Annotated in this window: 21 protein-coding genes; 8 read left to right on the top strand and 13 right to left on the bottom strand. The window is 67.3% G+C overall.

The annotated features are described in order from the left end of the window. Window positions 1-36 precede the first annotated feature (36 nt). The 4 genes from KXD96_RS03135 to KXD96_RS03150 all read left to right on the top strand — a co-directional run bounded on the left by KXD96_RS03135 (window position 37) and on the right by KXD96_RS03150 (window position 5,752). Window positions 37-1,365 (top strand): MFS transporter, encoded by a 1,329-nt coding sequence (locus KXD96_RS03135; RefSeq protein WP_260745183.1) that lies wholly within the window; start codon window positions 37-39, stop codon window positions 1,363-1,365. A 119-nt stretch (window positions 1,366-1,484) separates the two neighbouring features. Further along, a complete protein-coding gene (gene phoU / locus KXD96_RS03140) occupies window positions 1,485-2,120 on the top strand; it encodes a phosphate signaling complex protein PhoU (protein ID WP_260742860.1) in 636 nt (211 codons plus the stop codon). Window positions 2,121-2,249: 129 nt separating this feature from the next. After that, complete coding sequence (gene malQ / locus KXD96_RS03145; protein WP_260742861.1) at window positions 2,250-4,235, top strand: 4-alpha-glucanotransferase; 1,986 nt, start codon at window positions 2,250-2,252, stop codon at window positions 4,233-4,235. 158 nt (window positions 4,236-4,393) lie between these two features. Further along, entirely contained in the window at window positions 4,394-5,752 is a 1,359-nt protein-coding gene (locus KXD96_RS03150) for a wax ester/triacylglycerol synthase family O-acyltransferase (RefSeq protein WP_260742863.1), read from the top strand. A gap of 2 nt (window positions 5,753-5,754) precedes the next feature. On the opposite strand, the gene KXD96_RS03155 is transcribed toward KXD96_RS03150, so the two are convergent. Further along, entirely contained in the window at window positions 5,755-6,192 is a 438-nt protein-coding gene (locus KXD96_RS03155; RefSeq protein ID WP_260742864.1) for an ATP-binding protein, read from the bottom strand. 116 nt (window positions 6,193-6,308) lie between these two features. On the opposite strand from KXD96_RS03155, the gene KXD96_RS03160 reads away from it, so the two are divergent. Then, complete coding sequence (locus KXD96_RS03160; RefSeq protein ID WP_260742865.1) at window positions 6,309-7,241, top strand: LLM class F420-dependent oxidoreductase; 933 nt, start codon at window positions 6,309-6,311, stop codon at window positions 7,239-7,241. Between the two features lie 66 nt (window positions 7,242-7,307). On the opposite strand, the gene KXD96_RS03165 is transcribed toward KXD96_RS03160, so the two are convergent. Then, the gene (locus tag KXD96_RS03165) at window positions 7,308-8,345 is read right to left on the bottom strand and encodes a 2-hydroxyacid dehydrogenase (protein WP_396877865.1); all 1,038 of its coding nucleotides are present in this window, start codon (window positions 8,343-8,345) and stop codon (window positions 7,308-7,310) included. 108 nt (window positions 8,346-8,453) lie between these two features. Beyond that, window positions 8,454-8,876 (bottom strand): nitroreductase family deazaflavin-dependent oxidoreductase, encoded by a 423-nt coding sequence (locus KXD96_RS03170; RefSeq protein ID WP_260742867.1) that lies wholly within the window; start codon window positions 8,874-8,876, stop codon window positions 8,454-8,456. Window positions 8,877-9,018: 142 nt separating this feature from the next. Here KXD96_RS03170 and KXD96_RS03175 point away from each other — a divergent pair, with 142 nt between their 5' ends. Then, window positions 9,019-9,708, top strand: a complete 690-nt coding sequence (locus KXD96_RS03175; RefSeq protein WP_260742868.1) for a class I SAM-dependent methyltransferase — start codon at window positions 9,019-9,021, stop codon at window positions 9,706-9,708. 121 nt (window positions 9,709-9,829) lie between these two features. After that, on the top strand, window positions 9,830-9,997 hold the full coding sequence (locus KXD96_RS03180) for a hypothetical protein (RefSeq protein ID WP_260742869.1): 168 nt from the start codon (window positions 9,830-9,832) through the stop codon (window positions 9,995-9,997). Window positions 9,998-10,117: 120 nt separating this feature from the next. Here KXD96_RS03180 and KXD96_RS03185 read toward each other — a convergent pair whose 3' ends face one another. The 4 genes from KXD96_RS03185 to KXD96_RS03200 all read right to left on the bottom strand — a co-directional run bounded on the left by KXD96_RS03185 (window position 10,118) and on the right by KXD96_RS03200 (window position 13,657). Continuing rightward, complete coding sequence (locus KXD96_RS03185; protein ID WP_260742870.1) at window positions 10,118-10,462, bottom strand: hypothetical protein; 345 nt, start codon at window positions 10,460-10,462, stop codon at window positions 10,118-10,120. A 9-nt stretch (window positions 10,463-10,471) separates the two neighbouring features. Next, a complete protein-coding gene (locus KXD96_RS03190) occupies window positions 10,472-10,696 on the bottom strand; it encodes a hypothetical protein (RefSeq protein WP_260742873.1) in 225 nt (74 codons plus the stop codon). Between the two features lie 283 nt (window positions 10,697-10,979). Continuing rightward, window positions 10,980-12,200, bottom strand: a complete 1,221-nt coding sequence (locus tag KXD96_RS03195) for a TetR/AcrR family transcriptional regulator (protein WP_260745184.1) — start codon at window positions 12,198-12,200, stop codon at window positions 10,980-10,982. A 458-nt stretch (window positions 12,201-12,658) separates the two neighbouring features. Next, window positions 12,659-13,657, bottom strand: a complete 999-nt coding sequence (locus tag KXD96_RS03200; RefSeq protein WP_396877869.1) for a glycoside hydrolase family 6 protein — start codon at window positions 13,655-13,657, stop codon at window positions 12,659-12,661. Between the two features lie 128 nt (window positions 13,658-13,785). Here KXD96_RS03200 and KXD96_RS03205 point away from each other — a divergent pair, with 128 nt between their 5' ends. Continuing rightward, window positions 13,786-14,655: a hypothetical protein gene (locus KXD96_RS03205; RefSeq protein ID WP_260742876.1), complete on the top strand. Its 870-nt coding sequence runs from the start codon at window positions 13,786-13,788 to the stop codon at window positions 14,653-14,655. A gap of 78 nt (window positions 14,656-14,733) precedes the next feature. On the opposite strand, the gene KXD96_RS28585 is transcribed toward KXD96_RS03205, so the two are convergent. From KXD96_RS28585 to rpsF, 6 genes are all read right to left on the bottom strand, one after another. Further along, a complete protein-coding gene (locus tag KXD96_RS28585) occupies window positions 14,734-15,033 on the bottom strand; it encodes a hypothetical protein (RefSeq protein ID WP_313901649.1) in 300 nt (99 codons plus the stop codon). Window positions 15,034-15,146: 113 nt separating this feature from the next. Beyond that, entirely contained in the window at window positions 15,147-16,523 is a 1,377-nt protein-coding gene (dnaB, locus tag KXD96_RS03215; RefSeq protein WP_260745185.1) for a replicative DNA helicase, read from the bottom strand. Window positions 16,524-17,052: 529 nt separating this feature from the next. Next, entirely contained in the window at window positions 17,053-17,511 is a 459-nt protein-coding gene (gene rplI / locus KXD96_RS03220) for a 50S ribosomal protein L9 (protein WP_260742879.1), read from the bottom strand. Window positions 17,512-17,541: 30 nt separating this feature from the next. Continuing rightward, entirely contained in the window at window positions 17,542-17,796 is a 255-nt protein-coding gene (gene rpsR, locus KXD96_RS03225; RefSeq protein WP_260742880.1) for a 30S ribosomal protein S18, read from the bottom strand. A gap of 38 nt (window positions 17,797-17,834) precedes the next feature. After that, window positions 17,835-18,356, bottom strand: coding sequence for a single-stranded DNA-binding protein (locus KXD96_RS03230; protein WP_260742881.1), 522 nt, complete (start codon window positions 18,354-18,356; stop codon window positions 17,835-17,837). Window positions 18,357-18,468: 112 nt separating this feature from the next. Continuing rightward, window positions 18,469-18,759 carry a 30S ribosomal protein S6 gene (gene rpsF, locus KXD96_RS03235; protein ID WP_036362157.1) on the bottom strand — a complete coding sequence of 97 codons (291 nt, stop codon included), beginning with the start codon at window positions 18,757-18,759 and terminating at the stop codon, window positions 18,469-18,471. Window positions 18,760-18,827 lie beyond the last annotated feature (68 nt).

Below are 18,827 nucleotides of genomic sequence, written 5' to 3' on the forward strand. Positions count from 1 at the left end.
TGGGCACGCAAAGAGATCAGGGTCGCCGACCCGGCAATGCGCCAGACCATCATGGGCACCGCCATAGGCAACTTTATGGAGTGGTACGACTTCGGGGTCTACGGCTACATCGCCACCACCCTCGCCCAGGTGTTCTACCCCGGCAAGAGCGTCAGCGGTGTCCACCTCATCGCCACGTTCGGCACACTGGCGGCGGCGTTCGTCGTGCGCCCGCTCGGCGGGTTCATCTTCGGCCCCCTCGGCGACCGGATCGGACGCCACCGGGTTCTTGTCGTCACCATTCTCATGATGACGATGAGCACCACCGTGACCGGGCTGCTGCCCGGCTACAGCGCGATCGGCATCTGGGCGCCGATCCTGCTCGCCGTCGCGCGCATATTCCAGGGCCTGTCGACCGGCGGTGAATACGTCGGCGCCATGACCTATCTCGTCGAGCAGGCCCCCGACCACAAACGCGGCAAGATGGTCGGGTTCTTACCGATGGGCAATCTGGTGGGGTTCGTGCTCGCCGGGATGCTGGTGACCGCGCTGCAAACCTGGCTGCCGGAGGACGCCATGCTGACCTACGGCTGGCGGATCCCGCTGCTGCTGGGCGCGCCCTTCGGCCTGTTCGCGCTGTTCCTGCGGCTTCGGCTCAAGGAGTCGTCCGCCTACCAGAGCGCGACGGAGGGCGCGCAGCCGTCGGGCGGGCGCCGGCAGCAATTCCGGCGCACGGTTGTGGACCAGTGGCGGGGGCTGGTCATCTGCGCGGCCCTGGTGCTCACCTCTCAAGTCGCCGACTTCATGCTGACCGGATACCTGCCGACCTACCTGAGGCTGTTCGTGCGCGCCGGCCACACCGCCGGGCTGTTGATGATCGTGGTGACGCTGGCGATCCTGATGGTCACGGTGGTGCTGGTCGCCGGCCTGTCCGACCGCGTCGGCGTCAAACCGATCATGTGGACGGGCTGCGCACTGCTGATCGTGGGTTCCATGCCCGCCTTCCTGCTCATCCGCTTCGGCGGCATCTACCCGGTGATCTTCATCGGCGTGGTTTTGATCGGGTCGATGGAGCTGTGCTTCGACAGCACCGCGCCCGCCATGTTGCCGGCCCTGTTCCCCACCGATGTCCGCTACGGAGCGCTGGCCATCTCGTACAACATCTCGATCTCGGCCGTGGGCGGCACCACGCCGCTGATCGCCCAAGCGTTGGTGTCGGGCACCGGCAACGTGATGGCGCCCGCCTACATGCTGATTTTCGCCGGCCTGGTGGGCGCGGTCACGCTGCTGTTCACCCCCGAAGTCGCCGGGAAGCCGCTGCCCGGGTCCGGGCCCGCGGTGGAAACCGAGAAGGAGGCGCGCGAACTGGCCGACGAAGTCAGGTAGCCAGCTGGCCCGGCGAAACGCGTTGGGAGCGCGATCCCTTCACGACGGACCGTTTCGCGAGACGACCAATCGCCACAGCGCGATGTTTTACTTCGCGCTTCCCTGCCTATCTCTAGTGGATGAGAAGCGCTTTTCAACACCGGTTGGGAACGCTCGCCCAACAGCTCGGGGCGATGTGCGCGATGGCCGGGGAGGCCATCGGGCTGGCCACGGAGGCGCTGCTGAAAGCCGACTTGGTGCTGGCCGAACGCGTCATCGCCGGCCAGGCGGACCTCATCGCGGTCAACACAGACGTCGAGGAGACGGCCTTCGCGCTGCTGGCATTACAGGCGCCGGTGGCCGCCGATTTGCGCGCGGTGGTCAGTGCCATCCGAATTGCCGCCGATGCACAACGGATGGGCGGGCTGGCGGTTCACGTAGCCGAGATCGCCCGCATGCGCCATCCCCAGAACGCCGTGCCGGACGACGTCCGCGGCCACATCGCTGAAATGGGCCGGCTGGCCGAGCAGTTGGCCGGCGGCGCCCGAGAGGTGCTGCTGGCCCAGGATCCCGGCCGGGCCGCTCAGATTCGCCGCGACGATGACGCGATGGACGAACTGCACCACCAATTGCAGGAGGTGCTGCGAGATCCCCGGTGGACGCACGGCGTTGTCGCCGCGGTCGACGTCACCCTCCTGGGGCGCTTCTACGAGCGGTTCGCCGACCACGCCGTCCAGATCGCTCGGCGGATCATCTTTCAAGCCACCGGACGCTAGGCGAAAGCGGCTGTCACCGAACGGATTCGGCAGCCCGTGTGAGAGCCCGCGGCTGGGGTATATATGCGTTGTGCTTTCGCGTCATCGTCTTATCGCCCCCGTCGGCGCCCCACCCGGGCCGGCGCGCTAATGGCCGGGCCCAAGCCGGTTCCCGATGACCTGCGCCGGCTGGCCGCGGCACACGGGGTGGCCACCTCCTACCGAAACGAGCGACGCGAGCCCGTGGAGGTCGACGCCGACGTCGTGATCCGGGTGCTCGGCCTGCTCGACGTCGACGCCGGAACCGAAGCGGACCGGCGGCGGGAACTGGCCAGGCTGGCCCATCGCGACCGCGCCGGCGCGCTGGCGCCCACCGTCGCCGTGCGATTGGACCGGCACCCCCGGCCGCTGCCCGGCGCCGCCCTCTTGGTGGGCGAGGACGGCGACCGGATCGAGGTGCGCGACGAGCTGCCGGGCGACCTGACCGCGGGCTGGTACCGGCTCCGTCTGCGCGACGGCCAAGAGGCCACCCTGGTGGCCGCGCCGCCGCAGGTGCCGCCGACACCGGCCACCTGGGGCTGGATGCTGCAGCTCTATGCGTTACGGTCGGGCCGGTCCTGGGGCATCGGCGACCTGGGCGACCTGCGGGAGTTCCTGGCTTGGACGGCCGCCGAGCATGGGGCGGGCGCGGTGCTGCTCAACCCGCTGCACGCGCCGGGTCCCACCCACCCGGTGCAGCCGTCGCCCTACACCCCGTCCAGCCGCCGGTTCGCCAACCCGCTGGCGCTGCGCATCGAGGACCTCGGCGCCTACCGCCGGGCCGGCCCGGACACCCGCGCCGAGGTGGACGCGCTGCGGGTTTCGCCGACCACCGAACGAATCGACTACGACCTGGTGTGGGCGGCCAAGCGGTCGGCACTGGAACTGCTGTGGCGCGCCGAAGGCCGGCCCGGTCCGTTGGACGAGGCAGCCGCCGGCACCGGGCTGCGCGACTGGGCCACCTACTGCGCGCTGGCCGAGCGGCACGGTGGCCGGTGGACCCAATGGCCCGCACCGCTGCGTGACGTCGCCGGGCCGGCGGTGGCGGCGGCCCGCCGCGAGTTGGCGCCCAGGGTGGCGTTCCATGCCTGGGTGCAGCAGTGCTGTGACGAGCAGCTGACGGCCGTGCGCCGCGCCGCCCGGGACGCGGGCATGGCACTCGGCGTGCTGCACGACCTGCCGGTCGGGGTGGACGCGAACGGCGCCGACGCGTGGGCGCTGGCCGACGTGCTCGCCACCGGGGTGAGCGTCGGGGCGCCACCGGACAACTTCACCCCGCGCGGCCAGGATTGGGGACTGCCGCCGTGGCGGCCGGACCGCCTCGCGGCCACCGGCTACGCCGCGCCGCGGGACATGCTGCGCGCGGTGCTCGCGCACGCCGACGGGTTGCGGATCGACCATGTCGCCGGGTTGTGGCGGCTGTGGTGGATTCCCCCGGGGGACGGCCCGGATCGCGGCACCTACGTGCACTACGACGCGGAGGTCATGCTCGCCGTACTGGCGCTGGAAGCGCACCGGGCGGGGGCCACCGTCGTCGGCGAGGATCTGGGCACCGTCGAGCCGGAGGTGACCCAGGCGCTGGCCGACAACGAGATGCTGGGGTGCGCGGTGTCCTGGTTCACCCGCGACGAGTCGGCGCCGGGCGAGCCGCTGCTCCCGCCTGCACAATGGCCGTCGCGGGCGGCCGCCAGCCTGTCCACCCACGACCTGCCCACGGCGGCGGGCTTCCTGCGCGGCGAGCACGTGCGGGTCCGCGCCGACCTCGGTCTGCTCGACGACGTGCCCGGCGAGCAATCGGTGGCCGACAAGGAACGCGCCGAGTGGCTTCAGCTACTGCGATCCGAGGGGCTCCTGACGGACCCGGACCCCGACGAGGCGGCGGTCATCACCGCCATGCACCGGTTCCTGGCGGCGACCCCAAGCCGCCTGAAACTGATCTCGCCCTACGACGTGCTGGCCGAACCCCGCCAGCCCAACCTGCCCGGCACGGTCGACGAATACCCGAACTGGCGGCTCCCGCTACCGGAGACCCTCGACGAGCTCCGCGCCGACCCCAGGGTCGCCGAAATCGCCGCCGTCTTCCGCGAGTCGCCATAGAGAACCCCGCGGCCCTCGCACAAACACCCACTCCCACAAGCGACTTCGCCCATCGTCGTCATCCGGGGTGATCTATCGCGATTAGCAAACGCTCGCTGCGGCTACAAGGAGGTGGGTGTGCCGGGTGGCCGGCGCAGCGAAACGAACGGGGTTTGACCATGGAACCGATATCGCCGACCGATGCGCTGTTCCTCATCGGCGAGTCACGCGAGCACCCGATGCATGTCGGATCGCTGCAACTTTTCGAACCGCCCGAGGACGCCGGTCCCCATTTCGTCCGCGACGCCTTTCAGGCCATGCTCGAGCGCACGGATGTGCAGCCGCTGTTCCGCAAGCACCCGGCCTTCTTCGGTGGCCTGACCAACCTCGCGTGGTCGTTCGACAACGACGTCGAGCTCGACTACCACCTGCGCCGCTCGGCCCTGCCCGAGCCGGGGCGGGTCCGTGACTTGCTCGACCTGGCGTCCCGGCTGCACGGCAGCCTGCTCGACCGCCACCGCCCGCTATGGGAAGCCCACCTGGTCGAGGGGCTCCAGGACGGGCGGTACGCCGTGTACACGAAGTACCACCATTCGCTCATGGACGGCGTGTCCGCAATGCGGTTGATGCAGCGCGCGTTCACCACCGATCCGGACGACGACGAGGTGCGCGTCCCGTGGAGCCTGAGGCCCCGCACGCGCGGCGGCGGACAGAAGCGTCAGTCGCTGCTGGAGCGGGCCGGCCGCACCGCCGGCTCGGCGCTCGCCCTCGCCCCGTCCACGCTGAAGCTGGCGCGGGCCGCGCTGCTCGAGCAACAGCTGACGCTGCCGTTCCGGGCGCCGCGAAGCATGTTCAATGTGCGGATCGGCGGTGCCCGCCGAGTGGCCGCACAGTCGTGGTCGCTGGACCGGATCAAAGCGGTCAAGTCGGCGGCCGGGGTGACGGTCAACGACGTCGTGCTCGCCATGTGCTCCGGTGCCCTGCGCGCCTACCTCATCGAGCAGAGCGCCCTGCCCGACGCCCCGCTGACCGCGATGGTGCCGGTCAACCTCCGCAAGGCCGACGACGACCGCGGCGGCAACCTGGTCGGAACGTTCCTGTGCAACCTGGCGACCGACGTGGACGACCCGGCGAGGCGGCTCGAGATCGTCAGCACCTCGATCCGCGAGACCAAAGAGGTGTTCCAACAACTGCCCCCGATCCAGCAACTGGCCCTGTCGGCGTTCAACATCGGCGGCCTGTTCTTCGGGCTGATCCCCGGCTACCTCTCGGCGGCGTCCCCGCCGTTCAACATCGTCATCTCCAACGTCTCGACCGGCCCCGCCGAGCCGCTGTACTGGCGCGGTGCACGGCTCGACGGGAACTATCCGCTGTCCATCCCGCTCGACGGCCAGGCGGTCAACATCACCGTCACCAACAACGCAGACAACCTCGACTTCGGTCTCGTCGGTTGCCGCCGCAGCGTGCCCCACCTGCAGCGACTGCTGGGCCACCTCGAGACGTCGCTGAAGGACCTTGAGCGCGCCGTCGGCGTGTGAGGCTAGGGCCTGGTAGTGTAGTCCAGGCACACCGTCGTGCCGTTGGGGTGGGCGTTGATGGTGCAGTGGTCGGCCAGCGCGTGCATCAACGCAATGCCACGAGACCGCCGCGGATCGCTGAGCCGTTGCGACGAAGGGTGGTGCCACGATCCGCGGTCGCTGACGCACACGCTGATCGACTGGGCCGCGGGGTCGTGGCTCGCCTGCATTTTCATGGTGCCGACCTTTCGGTGCGTGCGATACGCATGCTCGACGCAGTTGGCGAGCGCCTCGTTGACGCCCAGAATGATGTCGTCGCGAACCTCCGCCGGGGCCTCGGTCACCTCCTGGAGCCACCGGCGCAGGGCGTGGCGCAGTTCGGCCGCCGTCATAGCGTCGGCGGCACCGGCGCAGGTCAATCGCGCGCGAGTGACGACCGTTGGTGCAAAAGGTGAGGTCATGCTAAGGGCATACCCGGTTGCGGGCGGGATGCTAACCCGTTCGACGTCTCGCTTTGGCCACGGCCGGGTACAGGTTCGGAATCGGGTTGCCGTACAAGGAGATACAGAGGGATCCTATGGAGTTCCGTGCATTCATCGAGCCACACCAGGGCGCCCGTTACGCCGATCAGGTCGCCGTCGCCCAAACCGCCGAACAGTTGGGCTTTGCGGCGTTTTTCCGGTCGGACCATTACCTGGCGATGAGCGGCGACGGCTTGCCGGGACCAACCGATTCGTGGGTGACGCTGGGCGCCATCGCGCGGGAGACGTCGAGCATCCGGCTGGGCACGCTGGTGACCTCCGCGACATTCCGCTACCCGGGTCCACTGGCTATCGCGGTCGCGCAAGTGGACGACATGAGCGGCGGACGCGTCGAATTCGGCCTGGGCAGCGGCTGGTTCGAAAAGGAGCACCAGGCGTACGGCATTCCGTTTCCCCCGCTGCGGGAGCGGTTCGATCGGCTCAGCGAACAGCTGGCCATCGTCACGGGGTTGTGGACAACCGATCCTGGTGAAACTTTCGACTACGCCGGCGAGTACTACACCATCAGCGGCTCGCCCGCGCTGCCCAAACCGGCGCAGAGCCCGCATCCGCCGATCATCATCGGTGGCCTCGGCGCCCAACGCACCCCGCAGCTGGCGGCGAAGTACGCGGGGGAGTTCAACATCCCGTTCGCGCCGATCGAGGTGGCCGAAAAGCAATATCGGCGGGTGGCGCAAGCGGTCGCCGCGGCCGGCAGGCCGGACGACACGATGGTCTACTCGAGCGCATTCGTGCTCTGCGCCGGCCGCGGCGACAGCGAAGTCGCCCGCCGGGCCGCCGCGATCGGCCGCGACCTCGACGAGCTGCGGTCGAACAGCCCGCTGGTCGGCACCCCCGCCGAGATCGTCGACAACTTGGGCGCCTGGAAACAGATTGGCGTGCAGCGCGTCTACACCCAGCTGTTGGACCTGAGCGATCTCGCCCACCTGGAATTGTTGGCGAGTGAGGTTATGCCGCAACTGCTTTGACCTGGTACCCGTTATTCGGTGACCGGATCGTCCGGTGTGAGGCATCTGACAGCAGCCGGGCCTCCGTCATCTCCGCGGTCGCAGCACCGGTGTCACCAGCTCACCCGTGTCGAGGTAACTGTCCAGGTTGCGGATCGCCAGCAGCGCCATCGCCCTGCGGGTCCGGCCGGTGGCGCTGCCGATGTGTGGGAATAGCACCACGTTGTCCAGCTCGAACAGCTCGGTCGGCACGCGGGGTTCGTCGACGAAGACGTCCAGCCCCGCCCCGGCCAGGGCGCCGCCGACCAGCAACTCCACCAGCGCGTCCTGGTCGACCACGCTGCCGCGGGCGATGTTGACGAGGTAACCCTCGGGGCCCAATGCCTCGAGGACGGTGCGGTCCACCAGATGGCGAGCGTGGGGGTCGCCCGTGGTGGCCACGACGAGGACGTCGACCGACTCGGCCAGCTCCAGCGGCGACCCGGCGTAGCGGTACGGCGATCCGTCGATGCGGTGGCGGTTGTGATACGCGATGGCACAGTCGAATCCGGCCAGCCGGGTGGCGATCGCCGAACCGATGCGGCCCAGACCCAGGATCCCGACCTGCAGACCGCTGACATCCCGGGCGTACGGGAATGGGCCGTCGCGCTCCCATCTGCCCGCCCGAACGTAACGGTCGGCGGCGCCGAATCGCCGCAGCGTCATCAGGATCAGGCCCACGGCGGTGTCGGCCACGGTGTCCGAGAGCACGTCGGGCGTATTGCTGACGCCGATGCCGCGGCGCCGCGCCGCAGTCAGGTCGATCAGGTCCACCCCGGCGCCGTTGTTGACGATCACCTCCAGCTTGGGCAGTGCCGCGATCGTCCCGGCGTCGACGACGGCCGAGCCCGACGTGACCACCACACGAATGTCGGCCGCACGCTCGGCCAGGAAATCGGCCCGCCCGGGACCATCGGGGAGCTTCGGAATCTCATAGCGTGCGCTCAGCTCGGCTTCGAATGTCCGCTCAAATTTACCGATCCGCAGCGCGCTTCCGATCTTTCGTGTCGTCACCCGTCCATCATCGGGCGTCGGGGAAATATTCGGGCGGCGGCCGTCGTCGTGACGCGCGACGGTGCCGGGCATTCCCGTGCTGGAGCGGGTCGCCGGCGGCCTGGGTAGTGGCAACGGCTGTCGATGTCGGCCGAGCGGCTGACGGCAATGCACGGTTGGCGGAACAGATTGGGACGCGGGCTATTCCAGGACGAATACCGGGATCTGCCGCGTCGTCTTCGTCTGGTACTCGGCATAGGGCGGATAGGCTTCGACGGCCCGCTGCCACCACTGCTCGCGTTCTGGCCCCTCCAGCTCGCGTGCCCTCAGCGCGACGACCTTGTCGCCGTCCTGCAGCGCCACCTCAGGATTAGCCCTGAGGTTGAAGTACCACGACGGATGCGCGGGGGCGCCGCCTTTCGATGCGACGATGGCGTAGCTGCCGTCGTGTTCGACGCGCATCAGCGGCACGTACCGCTTTTTGCCGGACTTTGCTCCGGTCATCGTCAACAGAACGACGGGCCGATCGAAAATCTCGACCCCGTCGGTGGTGCCTTGTCTCAGGATCCGCTCGGTCTGTTCGCGGACCCAGTCGGTCGGGCTCAGTTCGATGTCATCGGCCATACCCGATCTCAACACGTCGTCGCGCGTTAGTCATCCCCACGCCCATGCCAGGGCGATCGCTCCGCACGAAAAGGTGCGGTGAACCCCAATTCCTTATATCAACCCAGTTGACACATATCAGCGTGCTTGATATAAAGGCGGTATGTCTCAAGCCACTCCTGAAATGTTCGAATCCGCCTACCGGGGTGAAGCCCCCGAGATGGGTGACGGTAATCGGCCGCCGTGGAGCATCGACGAGCCGCAGCCCGAGATCGCGGCCCTGATCGAGGCCGGGAAGTTCCACGGCGACGTGCTCGACGCCGGTTGTGGGGAGGCGGCGGTGTCGTTGTTCCTCGCCGAGCGCGGCTTCACCACCGTGGGCCTGGACCAGGCGCCCACCGCCATCAAGTTGGCTCGCGAGAAGGCCGCCCGGCGGGGCCTTACCGACGCGACATTCGAGGTCGCCGACATCAGCTCTTTCAGCGGCTACGACGGCCGCTTCGGCACCATCGTCGACAGCACCCTTTTTCACTCGATGCCCGTCGAGTTGCGCGACGGCTACCAGCAGTCCATCGTGCGGGCCGCCGCGCCGGGTGCCTCCTACTTCGTGCTGGTCTTCGACCGCAAGGGCATGCCGGCCCACAGCCCAATCAACGCGGTCACCGAGGGCGAGCTACGCGACGTGGTCGGCAAGTACTGGGTGATTGACGAGATCCGGCCGGCACGGATTCACGCCAACGTGCCCGACAGCTTCTTGGAAGGCTTTGCGACCTTCGCCGGCGCCGACATTCGCGACGAAGGCAACGGCCGCAAGTCGATGCCGGCCTGGCTGCTGTCCGCGCATCTCGGCTGACCGACGCCGCTGGTGCAGACGCGGGCGCCATGTCGATCCATGGTCGTATAAGCCAGGTTTCGATGCGTGGAATTCGGGAGATCCTGACTGGAGCATTTCAGACGGTCAGAGGAGATCTCGCGTGGGCCAACAAGTGAATTTCGACCCGCCACCTGCACCCGAGGACGCCAGGGAAGCGACCGAGGAGCAACGCAAGCTGCAGGAACAACTGGAGCACCGAAACGACGACCCGGATGCGCCGGGACTGCACCAGTCCCGGCGTGACCTGCCCGACGAGAGCACGCGCTAGATGGTGCGTGTCGACGGTGCCGGACCGGACGTTTCGACGGTGCCGGACCGGACGTTTATCGAAACCGGTTGGGCCCCAATTTTTCCACTGCATCGGCGCCGCTAGATCATGGGAATCGCCTCAGCTTCTGATGCGTCGGCGGTCGTGTGCGAGCGTCACCCCCGCCAGCCCCACCAGCGTTAGGCCGCCGAGTGCCGCCGCAGGAATCGCCCACGCGCGCCGGATCATCAGCGCGTCGTCACACTGGCCAACGTAGTTCGCGCTCGGCATGGCTCCTTCGTGTTCGTTCTTGTTTGCGTCGGCGCTCGACGCCTGGGCCAGATCGGTCGTGAACCCGTTACCGCATTTCACCTTCCAACCGAACTGGTCATAGTCGTCGATGAACACGGGAAAGCGCAGCGCTAAAAGCCCCACCGTCAAAGCCACTATGGCCGCCGCAAAAACCAGAGTCCCCCGCTTGAACATCTTTCCCACCTAGGTCATGCACACGTTCGCGAAAATGAGCACGGGCCATGACACGATCGAGCCCAGAAACGACACCACCAGATCCGCGCCGTGCATGTCGCGCAGGTGTGCCGTGTGAGTGGACGACCAGATCACCCCGACGATGAGATATGGCGTGCCCAGCAGCACGGCGAGGCCCAGGAGTTCGGCGATCGTCAACTGGTAGTCCAGTAACCGGCGGATCCTGTCGAGCATCGGGCACGCCTTTCTCTGGGCGGCGCTATCGGTGACGCGCCCGGCTCACAGTGAATCGGTGAGGCCGCCACGCTCCCGGCGCGCAGAACAGATGGCGTTCATGTTAATGTCGATTCCGATTATGTGGTAGAGCTCGTTGCGTGAGTCCGCGAGGCGGTTGACTCAGAGACCAGCGAGGGCAGAATCGGATTCGTCATCGCCGCACGTTCACCTGCCGATTGGCTGCGTCGGCACAAGTACAGCGCTATTCGGGCCACACGCGGCCTGGCACCGCGCCGAAGCATCAGCGTCGCGTGCCGCTGAGCGCCGCCTGGTCGGAAGCCGTGACAGACTCGCCGAGCAATGTGATTTCCATAAGTCGGCGCACCGTCGTGCGGGCGAGTTGGCTCGGGCCGGGGATGACGAGCTGACCCACGCCGACGGCGAGGGCGAAGGCGGCGTGTACGGCGTATCGTGCGCGGCCGAGCGAGAGTTCGGGCCGCGCCGCAACCGCCAGGCGGGCCCAGGATTCGACGGTGGAGCGGTGAATGTTGTCGAGCAGCACCGCGTCCGTGTCGGGCAGGTTGTGGCGCTCCGTGTAGTACACGCGGGCCAGTTCGGGGTTGGCGAACGACCGCTTGACGAAGGCGTCGATCAGCTGCACGAGCGACTCCCCCGGGCCAGTGCCGGCGGCCAGGATGGTGGACAGGTCACCGGAGAGACGGTCGGCGCCGCGGCGATACGAGACCGCCAGTATCGCGGCCTTACTCGGGAAGTATTGGTAGATGTTGGCCACCGGTATGCCGGCCGCCGACGCGATGTCCTCCATGCCGGTTTCGCGGTACCCACGTTCGTTGAACAACCGTGTCGATTCGTGCAACAGCAGTTCGTAGCTGCCGACCGCGCTTGTGATCGTCGGCGCCGCTTGCGGCTCACTCGCCCCCTGCGCCGGTACATCGGCCGTCAACATGGCCGCCGCGATGTCGGCCAGCGCCGCCCGGACCTCGTCGTTGCCCAGGCGGGAACGATGGTCGGTGATGCTGCCAATGACACTCAGCGTCGCCGCCGAGAGCACCCAACGCTGCCGCGATTGCAGATCGGGCCGGAGTCTGATCAACGGCCGCTGCAGACGCCGGTTGACCAGCTTCACCTGCTCGTTCAACACCTCCCGGTCTCCCCCGCGCAGGTACCGGCCCTCCCAGCGATAGAGCCCGCCCGCGGTGCGATTGACGATGGTGGTGTCGATCAGCGCGCCAGTCAGTGCGCGCAGCGTCTCCTCGGGATCGGCATCGTCGGGCAGGTGATCGGCGAACTCGGTGGCGTCGACCAGCAGTTGCCCGAGAGCCAGGACCGCGGAGCGGAACAGGTCGTACTTGCCGTGCGAATGCCGGTACAGCGCCGCCGCCGAGATTCCGACCCGGGCCGCGATGTTCTCCATGCTCACTGCGTGGTAGCCGAGCTCGCTGAAGGCATCCGCGGCGGCCCTGGCGATCTGCGCCTTGCGGTCTCGCGGGCGCCGCTTCACCGGGTTTGCGGACGAGCGGCCGGCCGGCGTCATAGTGATCACCGTAGCCCCAGCAGCGTGGCTCGGGCGGCGCGCGGCCGGCCGGTCTTTCGGGCAGGTCCTCGACGCGCTACCGCGACTCGGGGAAAATCCGCACTGCCCGACGGCCTGTGCCCGGCGGAGGGACTACCACCCGGCATCTAGACTGCTCGCCCAAATTCCAGTCAGCAATGACCATTTGGAGATGCGTGGCCCAGTTCGTGGGAGCCCGCCTGATTAACTTGCGGATCTTTGCCAAGGGCGACGTCGGATCCTTCGGGGCCGCCCCCGCAAGCCAAGCATCCGGACACCCGGGAAGTCGACTTCGAGATGCTCCAGCGGCCACAGCCCTGGACGGTCAGCCCGGATCTGGCCGGCAGCTAGGCGTAGTCACACCGATTGCGCGGGGAAGGGATCGGTGCGGGATTCCGGGGCACCGGCTACTGGCCGCCCTTGCGGGCCAGGTCGATCGCATACTGACTCACGAAGGTGCCGGCCGCCGGATCACCTTTGCCGCATGACCCATCGGACTCACCGGGACGTTTGATCCACAAGTAGGCGTCGGCGTGCGCGCCCGCGGTAGCCGTGGTGGGCGGAGTACCCAGTGCTCGGCCGCTGGGGTTGCACCAGTTGAGCTCGGAGTCCGGCGCCGGTCCGGCGCCGTTGCGCGACGTGTCGACCACGTAGTGCGAACCGTTCGTCAGGCCGGAAATCGCCTCGCCGTAGCCGATTTCGTCCTCGGTGGTGAAGAAGTTCGCAGTGTTGACGCTGAAACCCCGTGCGTGGCCGACACCGGCCTGGCTGAGCCTGGCGGCCATGTCCTCGGGGCTGTGCCAGCGCAGGTGGCCGGCATCGACGTATACGGCCGCGTTCGGGTCCCGGGTCAGCGTGTCGACGGCGTAACGAATCAAGTCGTAGCGTTCCTGGCGCTGGTCCGCCGACAGGCAGTCGGCCATGGCGAGCGCGTCGGGCTCGACGACGATCCCCACCCGCGAGGTGCCCACACCGGAGGCGATGCCGTCGACCCAGCCCCGGTAGTCCGTGCCCGACCCCATGCCGCCCGCAGCGAAGCTGCCGCAATCCCGGTGCGGGATTCCATAGAGCGCCAGAACCGGGATGGCGCCGGCTGCGTTCGCGTCGCCAACGTACTTCCCGACCGTCCCTGCCGAAGAGCCCGGGACGATCCAGTACGCCTGCGGCGTGTTGGCGATGGCGGTCAACTCGGGACTCGGCGGATCGGCACTCTGCGCGGCGCGCATGGCCGCCGAGTTGGGATTGACGTAGAACGGCGCACCGGCCAAGGGGTTCCCATCGGCGACCAAACGCACTGTCGGTGCGGGGCCGACCTGGGGGCCGCCCGCAATGCCCGGGCAGGCGAGGGCCGCCACAGTCAGGGAGGGAACAATCCACCGCGCGAGAGCGCTACCAGCTGAGCACATCACTTGAAGAAAACTAGTGCTTCAAGACTTTGAGCGCGAATCAATGTCCGCGAAGCGATGGAGGGGCTCAATCTGTGGTAGATGGCGAACGGCCGGTTCGCCTGGGCGTCGTTAAGATCGGCCGGACCATGCCCAGCGCTGCCGATTATGCGGACGCGAAAGTCGCCGCGGCCCGGGAAGACCCCCTGGCGCGGCTGGCGTTGATGGGCTCACTCTATGAAGCGGCGCCCGGTAGGCCAGAGCTCCATTTGCCTTACCGGCGGGCGGCGATGGCGTTCATGGACTGGGAGGTGCGCCGCGGACTGCTGCGCCCGGCGGCCGGGCCAAGGCCGGGCAGTCCGTGGTGGCGAGCGGTCAACGAGAAATTGCTGCGCGACACCGCCGAGGCCCGCGGGTATCTGCTGGGTTTCGGCGGGCCGGTGTCCTCCTCAACCGTTGCGCATGCAGTCGAATTCGCTCGCCACCCATCCGTGAAGGCGTGGTATCGCGCGCACAACGCCACCATCGTGCAGGCCTACCTGGACAACCGGGACCTTGCCGAAGCCGAGTCGCGCGTAGAGAGATTCTTCATCAACTTAGTGCTGATCCGAGTGCTCTACGCCCACGCGCTGGTGGCCGCACCCCGGCTGGCGATGAGCTGGCTCTGGCCGATCGCGCCTGTGCTGGGTGACCCACGTCTGACGATCACGGGCATCTTCATGTCCCTATCACGTGTACTGCCCGACGAATATCCCTTACGCGGGGAGCTCCAGCGCTATGTCAGCGACGAAAACATGCTCGGCCGCCTGCTCGATATCGGAGTGATCACACCGCGACTCGACGCGCTCTACGCGTGGTCCGCAGTGGAGCTCGGCATACCCGAAACGAGAAACCTCGTAAGAAATTCTGTGCCCACCTACGCCTGGGACTCCGACGACACCGAGGGCTGGCACCAAAAACCGAGGGCGGTAGCCCGAGCGCTGCACGGGCTGCTTCCCGCCCGACGGTTCAAGCCCTGACACCGCGCTCAATCGCCCGCGACGGATATCTGCCGGAAGGTCCGTGGTGACCGAAAACCGCTGGTGCCCCGACGATCATCACGGCGGCGGCGGCGGTGTCCCCGCTGGCGGCGGCGGCGCTGGCGGGTTATCCCAACTCCCCGGAGTACCCGCGGGCACTTGCATCCCCAACCAGTTGCACGGCGTCATCGTTCGCCATGCGATCAGGGCGCACTGCTGCTCTGGCGTCAACGGGCCGGGGCCGGCGCACGGCGGCGTCCCCGGCGTCCCGCAAATCGGATCGGCGGACGCCGTCGGTAGGCCAGAGAAGCTGCCGGCGGCGATCATCACCGCGACGGCTGCGACGAAGCCACTGATGAAACGCTGAAGATGTCCCATGTCTGACTCGAATCTGTTCACCGATGCGCAGAGCGTAACGCCGGCGCCTGGCGCTCGGCAGCGGTTTAAATCTCCGGCCGAGAATGTTCGCCCTCGGTGCGTCGCGGGAGCGGTTACCGCGCCATGTTGGCGAAGCGTGACAAGTGCAGCTGGTGCGCGACGGTGACGGTCTTGGTGGGGCCGTTGCGGTGTTTGGCGAGAATGAAATCCGCCTCTCCCCCGCGCGGGTCGTCCCGCTCGAACGCGTCCGGGCGGTGCAGCAGGATCACCATATCGGCGTCCTGCTCCAGCGATCCCGACTCGCGGAGGTCGGACAGCATCGGCTTCTTGTCGGTGCGCTGCTCCGGGCCGCGGTTCAGCTGGCTGATCGCCACCACCGGCACCTCGAGTTCTTTGGCCAAGAGCTTGAGATGCCGCGAAAATTCGGACACCTCCACCTGCCGGGACTCATGCTTCTTGCCCGACGTCATCAGCTGCAGGTAGTCGACCACGACCAACTTCAGGTTGGCTTTCTGCTTCAGCCGGCGGGCCTTGGCACGGATCTCCATCATGGTCAGGTTCGGCGAGTCGTCGATATACAGTGGCGCCTCGCTGATTTCGCTCATCCGGCGCGCCAGCCGTGTCCAGTCGTCATCGCTCATGCGGCCCGAACGCATGTCGCCGAGCTTGATCTTCGCCTCGGCCGAGAGCAGCCGCATCACGATCTCGGACTTGCTCATCTCCAGCGAGAAGATGACGCTGGCCATCCGGTGCTTGATCGAGCAGGACCGCAAAAAATCTAGTCCAAGCGTCGATTTGCCCACTCCAGGCCTGGCCGCCACGATGATCATCTGCCCGGCGTGCAGGCCGTTGGTCACCTCGTCGAGTTCGGTGAAGCCGGTCGGCACACCGCGCGAGATGCCGCCGTTGGAGGCGATCGCGTCGATCTCGTCCATCGTCGGCTGCAGCAGGTCCTCCAGCGGGACGAAATCCTCCGACGTCCGGCGGTCGGCGACGTCGTAGATCTCCGCCTGCGCCCGGTCGACCACCTCGGCCACGTCGGCGCCCTCGGCGCCCGCGTAGCCGTACTGCACCACCCGCGTACCCGCCTCCACCAGCCGGCGAAGCAACGCCTTCTCGGCCACGATGGTCGCGTAGTAGCCCGCGTTCGCGGCCGTGGGCACGGTCGAGATCAGGGTGTGCAGGTAGGGTGCGCCGCCGATGCGGCGCAGCATCCCGCGACGGTCCAGTTCCGCGGCCACCGTCACGGCATCGGCCGGCTCGCCGCGGCCATAGAGGTCCAGGATGGCGTCGTAGACGTTCTGGTGCGCGGGGCGATAAAAGTCGCCGGGCCGCAGCCTTTCCAGCACATCCGCGATGGCGTCCTTGCTGAGCAGCATGCCGCCCAGGACCGCCTGCTCGGCGGCGAGGTCCTGCGGCGGCTGGCGGCCGAAGTCCTCGCTCGGCGCTGATGAATCCATGCCCGGCGCCAAGTCATCGACGACGGCCATCAATCCCTCCTCGCCTGCCACGTACCCGAACGTACATTCGAAAACCGGTTTCTTCAGCGTAAGTCAAGGAGCCGACACTTTCGTCGCACAGCACTCGCACGCTTCGCGCCGGGACGACGTTAGACGTTGCTGGCTAATAGGTGAAAGGGCCGCTGTTCATGAACCTGTGCATCGTGTGTGCATTAACGTCGACACCTGTGTTGAGTGGGGTGTGGAGAACCTGTGTATGAATTCCGGGGGCTATGACGTTGGTGCTGTTAAGGGCCATGTAACGCGACGAATTTCGTGTGGACAAGAATCTCTCCGGCGTGTCGTCGCAGGTTACTGCTCCGGGCGTGTTGGCTTTCGGCCACATTTTGGCAGCGTTACGGCAGGGTAAAGTGCGCCTCCGGGATAGACCGCGGCAATAGTTCGCTAGGGCGCGCGTCCGCGACCAGTGGCGGCATGGCCGGAAGCGGTGCCCGCAGCACAACTGAATCCGGCGGCGGCCGATGATGGCCGCCGCCGGGAAAGAGCAAACGTTGCCGGCTTAGCTCTCGGCGACAACCTCGAGGGCGACCTCGACGTCGACCTCCGGATGCAGGTGCACCGACACCGGGTGAGTACCGACAGCCTTGATGTGCGACTTGGGCAGCCGGACGATTCGCTTGTCCAGGTTGGGCCCGCCGGCCTTCTTGATCGCCTCGACCACGTCACCGGACGTCACCGAGCCGAACAGCTTTCCGGAGTCGGCCGCGGTCCGCACCGGCAGCTGGACCGGCCCCAGCGCCTGGATCGCCGTCTTGAGTTCGTTAGCGTGCCCGAGGTCGCGGACCGCCTTGCTTTCGCGGGACCGACGAATCTCGTCGGCCTGCTTCTGCGCGCCGCGCGAGGCAAGAATCGCCAGACCCCGCGGGAGTAGGAAGTTGCGGCCATAGCCGTCCTTGACCTCGACCGTGTCGCCGACGGTGCCGAGGTGGTCGACGTCAGCCGTCAGAATCAGCTTCATCGTTTTCGTACTTTCGGTTGGCTTCGGCGGCTATCGCGCCGAGGATGTGAACGGCAGCAGAGCCACCTCGCGGGCGTTCTTCACCGCGATCGCGATGTCGCGCTGGTGCTGCACGCAGTTGCCGGTGACGCGACGCGCCCGGATCTTGCCGCGCTCACTGATATAAGTACGCAGCAGCGCGGTGTCCTTGTAATCGATCGATTGTTCCTTCTTCGCGCAGAAGACACACTTCCGCGTCTTGACCGGCTTTTCCGGCGCCGGACGTCGCTTGTTGGACTTCGCCATGACTGTCTTTCTTGTCGATTCTTACTGTTGAAAGTTCGTTAGAACGGCGGCTCGTCGTCGCCGCCGCCGAAGGACCCGGATGCCGGGGCGCTGCCCCACGGGTCGTCGGCGGGTGCGGCACTCGCCGGCGCCGATCCCTGGCGCGACCCGCCTCCGCCGCCGAAGCCGCCGCCTCCGCCGCCTCCGCCGCCACTGCGGCTGGCCTTGTTGACCTTGGCGGTGGCGTACCGCAGCGAGGGTCCGATCTCATCGACCTCGACCTCGACGACGGTGCGCTTCTCACCTTCGCGCGTCTCGAACGAGCGCTGCTTGAGCCGGCCGGTGACGATCACGCGTGCACCCCGGGTGAGGCTCTCCGCGACGTTCTCGGCGGCTTCCCGCCAGATGTTGCATCGCAAAAAGAGCGCCTCTCCGTCTTTCCATTCCCCGCTCTGGCGGTCATAGATCCGCGGTGTCGACGCTACGGTGAAATTCGCGACGGCGGCACCTGACGGGGTGAAGCGCAGTTCGGGGTCGGCGGTCAGGTTTCCGACGACGGTGATAGTGGTGTCACCAGCCACTGTTTCCTCCTAATTCCGCCCTGCTACTCGCTGCTCCGACGGTAAACGGCACGTATCCTCGCTGAGCCTACGCAAGTCCACCGACGGCGGGCCCACGACTCAGCCATAGGTGTTAGTGCTTGTCGGTACGCATCACCTTGGTGCGCAGTACCGACTCGTTGAGGCTCAACTGACGGTCGAGCTCGGAGACCGTCGCCGGCTCCGCCTTCAGATCCACGACGACATAGATGCCTTCGGCATGCTTGGCGATCTCGTAGGCCAGCCGGCGCCGGCCCCAGATGTCGACCTTTTCGACGGTCCCGCCGTCTTTGCGGACGACGTTGAGGAATGTCTCCAAGGACGGAGCAACAGTGCGCTCGTCGAGCGTGGGGTCAAGAATGACCATGATTTCGTATGGACGCATGGAAACCTCACCACCTCCTCTGGTCTGCACGGCCACGGTCGATCCGCGGCAGGAGGGTCGCCTGCGTC

Source organism: Mycobacterium sp. SMC-2 (assembly GCF_025263485.1).
GTDB lineage: Bacteria > Actinomycetota > Actinomycetes > Mycobacteriales > Mycobacteriaceae > Mycobacterium.

What these genes read in the sequence shown, in the direction of transcription:
- KXD96_RS03150 (WP_260742863.1), top strand. Translation starts at nt 4,394, where the DNA reads ATGGAACCGATATCGCCGACCGATGCGCTGTTCCTCATCGGCGAGTCA.
- KXD96_RS03170 (WP_260742867.1), bottom strand. Translation starts at nt 8,876, where the DNA reads ATGGCCGATGACATCGAACTGAGCCCGACCGACTGGGTCCGCGAACAG.
- rpsR (WP_260742880.1), bottom strand. Translation starts at nt 17,796, where the DNA reads ATGGCGAAGTCCAACAAGCGACGTCCGGCGCCGGAAAAGCCGGTCAAG.
- KXD96_RS03205 (WP_260742876.1), top strand. Translation starts at nt 13,786, where the DNA reads ATGCCCAGCGCTGCCGATTATGCGGACGCGAAAGTCGCCGCGGCCCGG.
- KXD96_RS03135 (WP_260745183.1), top strand. Translation starts at nt 37, where the DNA reads ATGCGCCAGACCATCATGGGCACCGCCATAGGCAACTTTATGGAGTGG.
- KXD96_RS03185 (WP_260742870.1), bottom strand. Translation starts at nt 10,462, where the DNA reads ATGTTCAAGCGGGGGACTCTGGTTTTTGCGGCGGCCATAGTGGCTTTG.
- rpsF (WP_036362157.1), bottom strand. Translation starts at nt 18,759, where the DNA reads ATGCGTCCATACGAAATCATGGTCATTCTTGACCCCACGCTCGACGAG.
- KXD96_RS03200 (WP_396877869.1), bottom strand. Translation starts at nt 13,657, where the DNA reads ATGTGCTCAGCTGGTAGCGCTCTCGCGCGGTGGATTGTTCCCTCCCTG.
- KXD96_RS03165 (WP_396877865.1), bottom strand. Translation starts at nt 8,345, where the DNA reads ATGCCCGGCACCGTCGCGCGTCACGACGACGGCCGCCGCCCGAATATT.
- malQ (WP_260742861.1), top strand. Translation starts at nt 2,250, where the DNA reads ATGGCCGGGCCCAAGCCGGTTCCCGATGACCTGCGCCGGCTGGCCGCG.
- KXD96_RS03155 (WP_260742864.1), bottom strand. Translation starts at nt 6,192, where the DNA reads ATGACCTCACCTTTTGCACCAACGGTCGTCACTCGCGCGCGATTGACC.
- phoU (WP_260742860.1), top strand. Translation starts at nt 1,485, where the DNA reads ATGAGAAGCGCTTTTCAACACCGGTTGGGAACGCTCGCCCAACAGCTC.
- dnaB (WP_260745185.1), bottom strand. Translation starts at nt 16,523, where the DNA reads ATGGCCGTCGTCGATGACTTGGCGCCGGGCATGGATTCATCAGCGCCG.
- KXD96_RS03160 (WP_260742865.1), top strand. Translation starts at nt 6,309, where the DNA reads ATGGAGTTCCGTGCATTCATCGAGCCACACCAGGGCGCCCGTTACGCC.
- KXD96_RS03175 (WP_260742868.1), top strand. Translation starts at nt 9,019, where the DNA reads ATGTCTCAAGCCACTCCTGAAATGTTCGAATCCGCCTACCGGGGTGAA.
- KXD96_RS03190 (WP_260742873.1), bottom strand. Translation starts at nt 10,696, where the DNA reads ATGCTCGACAGGATCCGCCGGTTACTGGACTACCAGTTGACGATCGCC.
- KXD96_RS28585 (WP_313901649.1), bottom strand. Translation starts at nt 15,033, where the DNA reads ATGGGACATCTTCAGCGTTTCATCAGTGGCTTCGTCGCAGCCGTCGCG.
- rplI (WP_260742879.1), bottom strand. Translation starts at nt 17,511, where the DNA reads ATGAAGCTGATTCTGACGGCTGACGTCGACCACCTCGGCACCGTCGGC.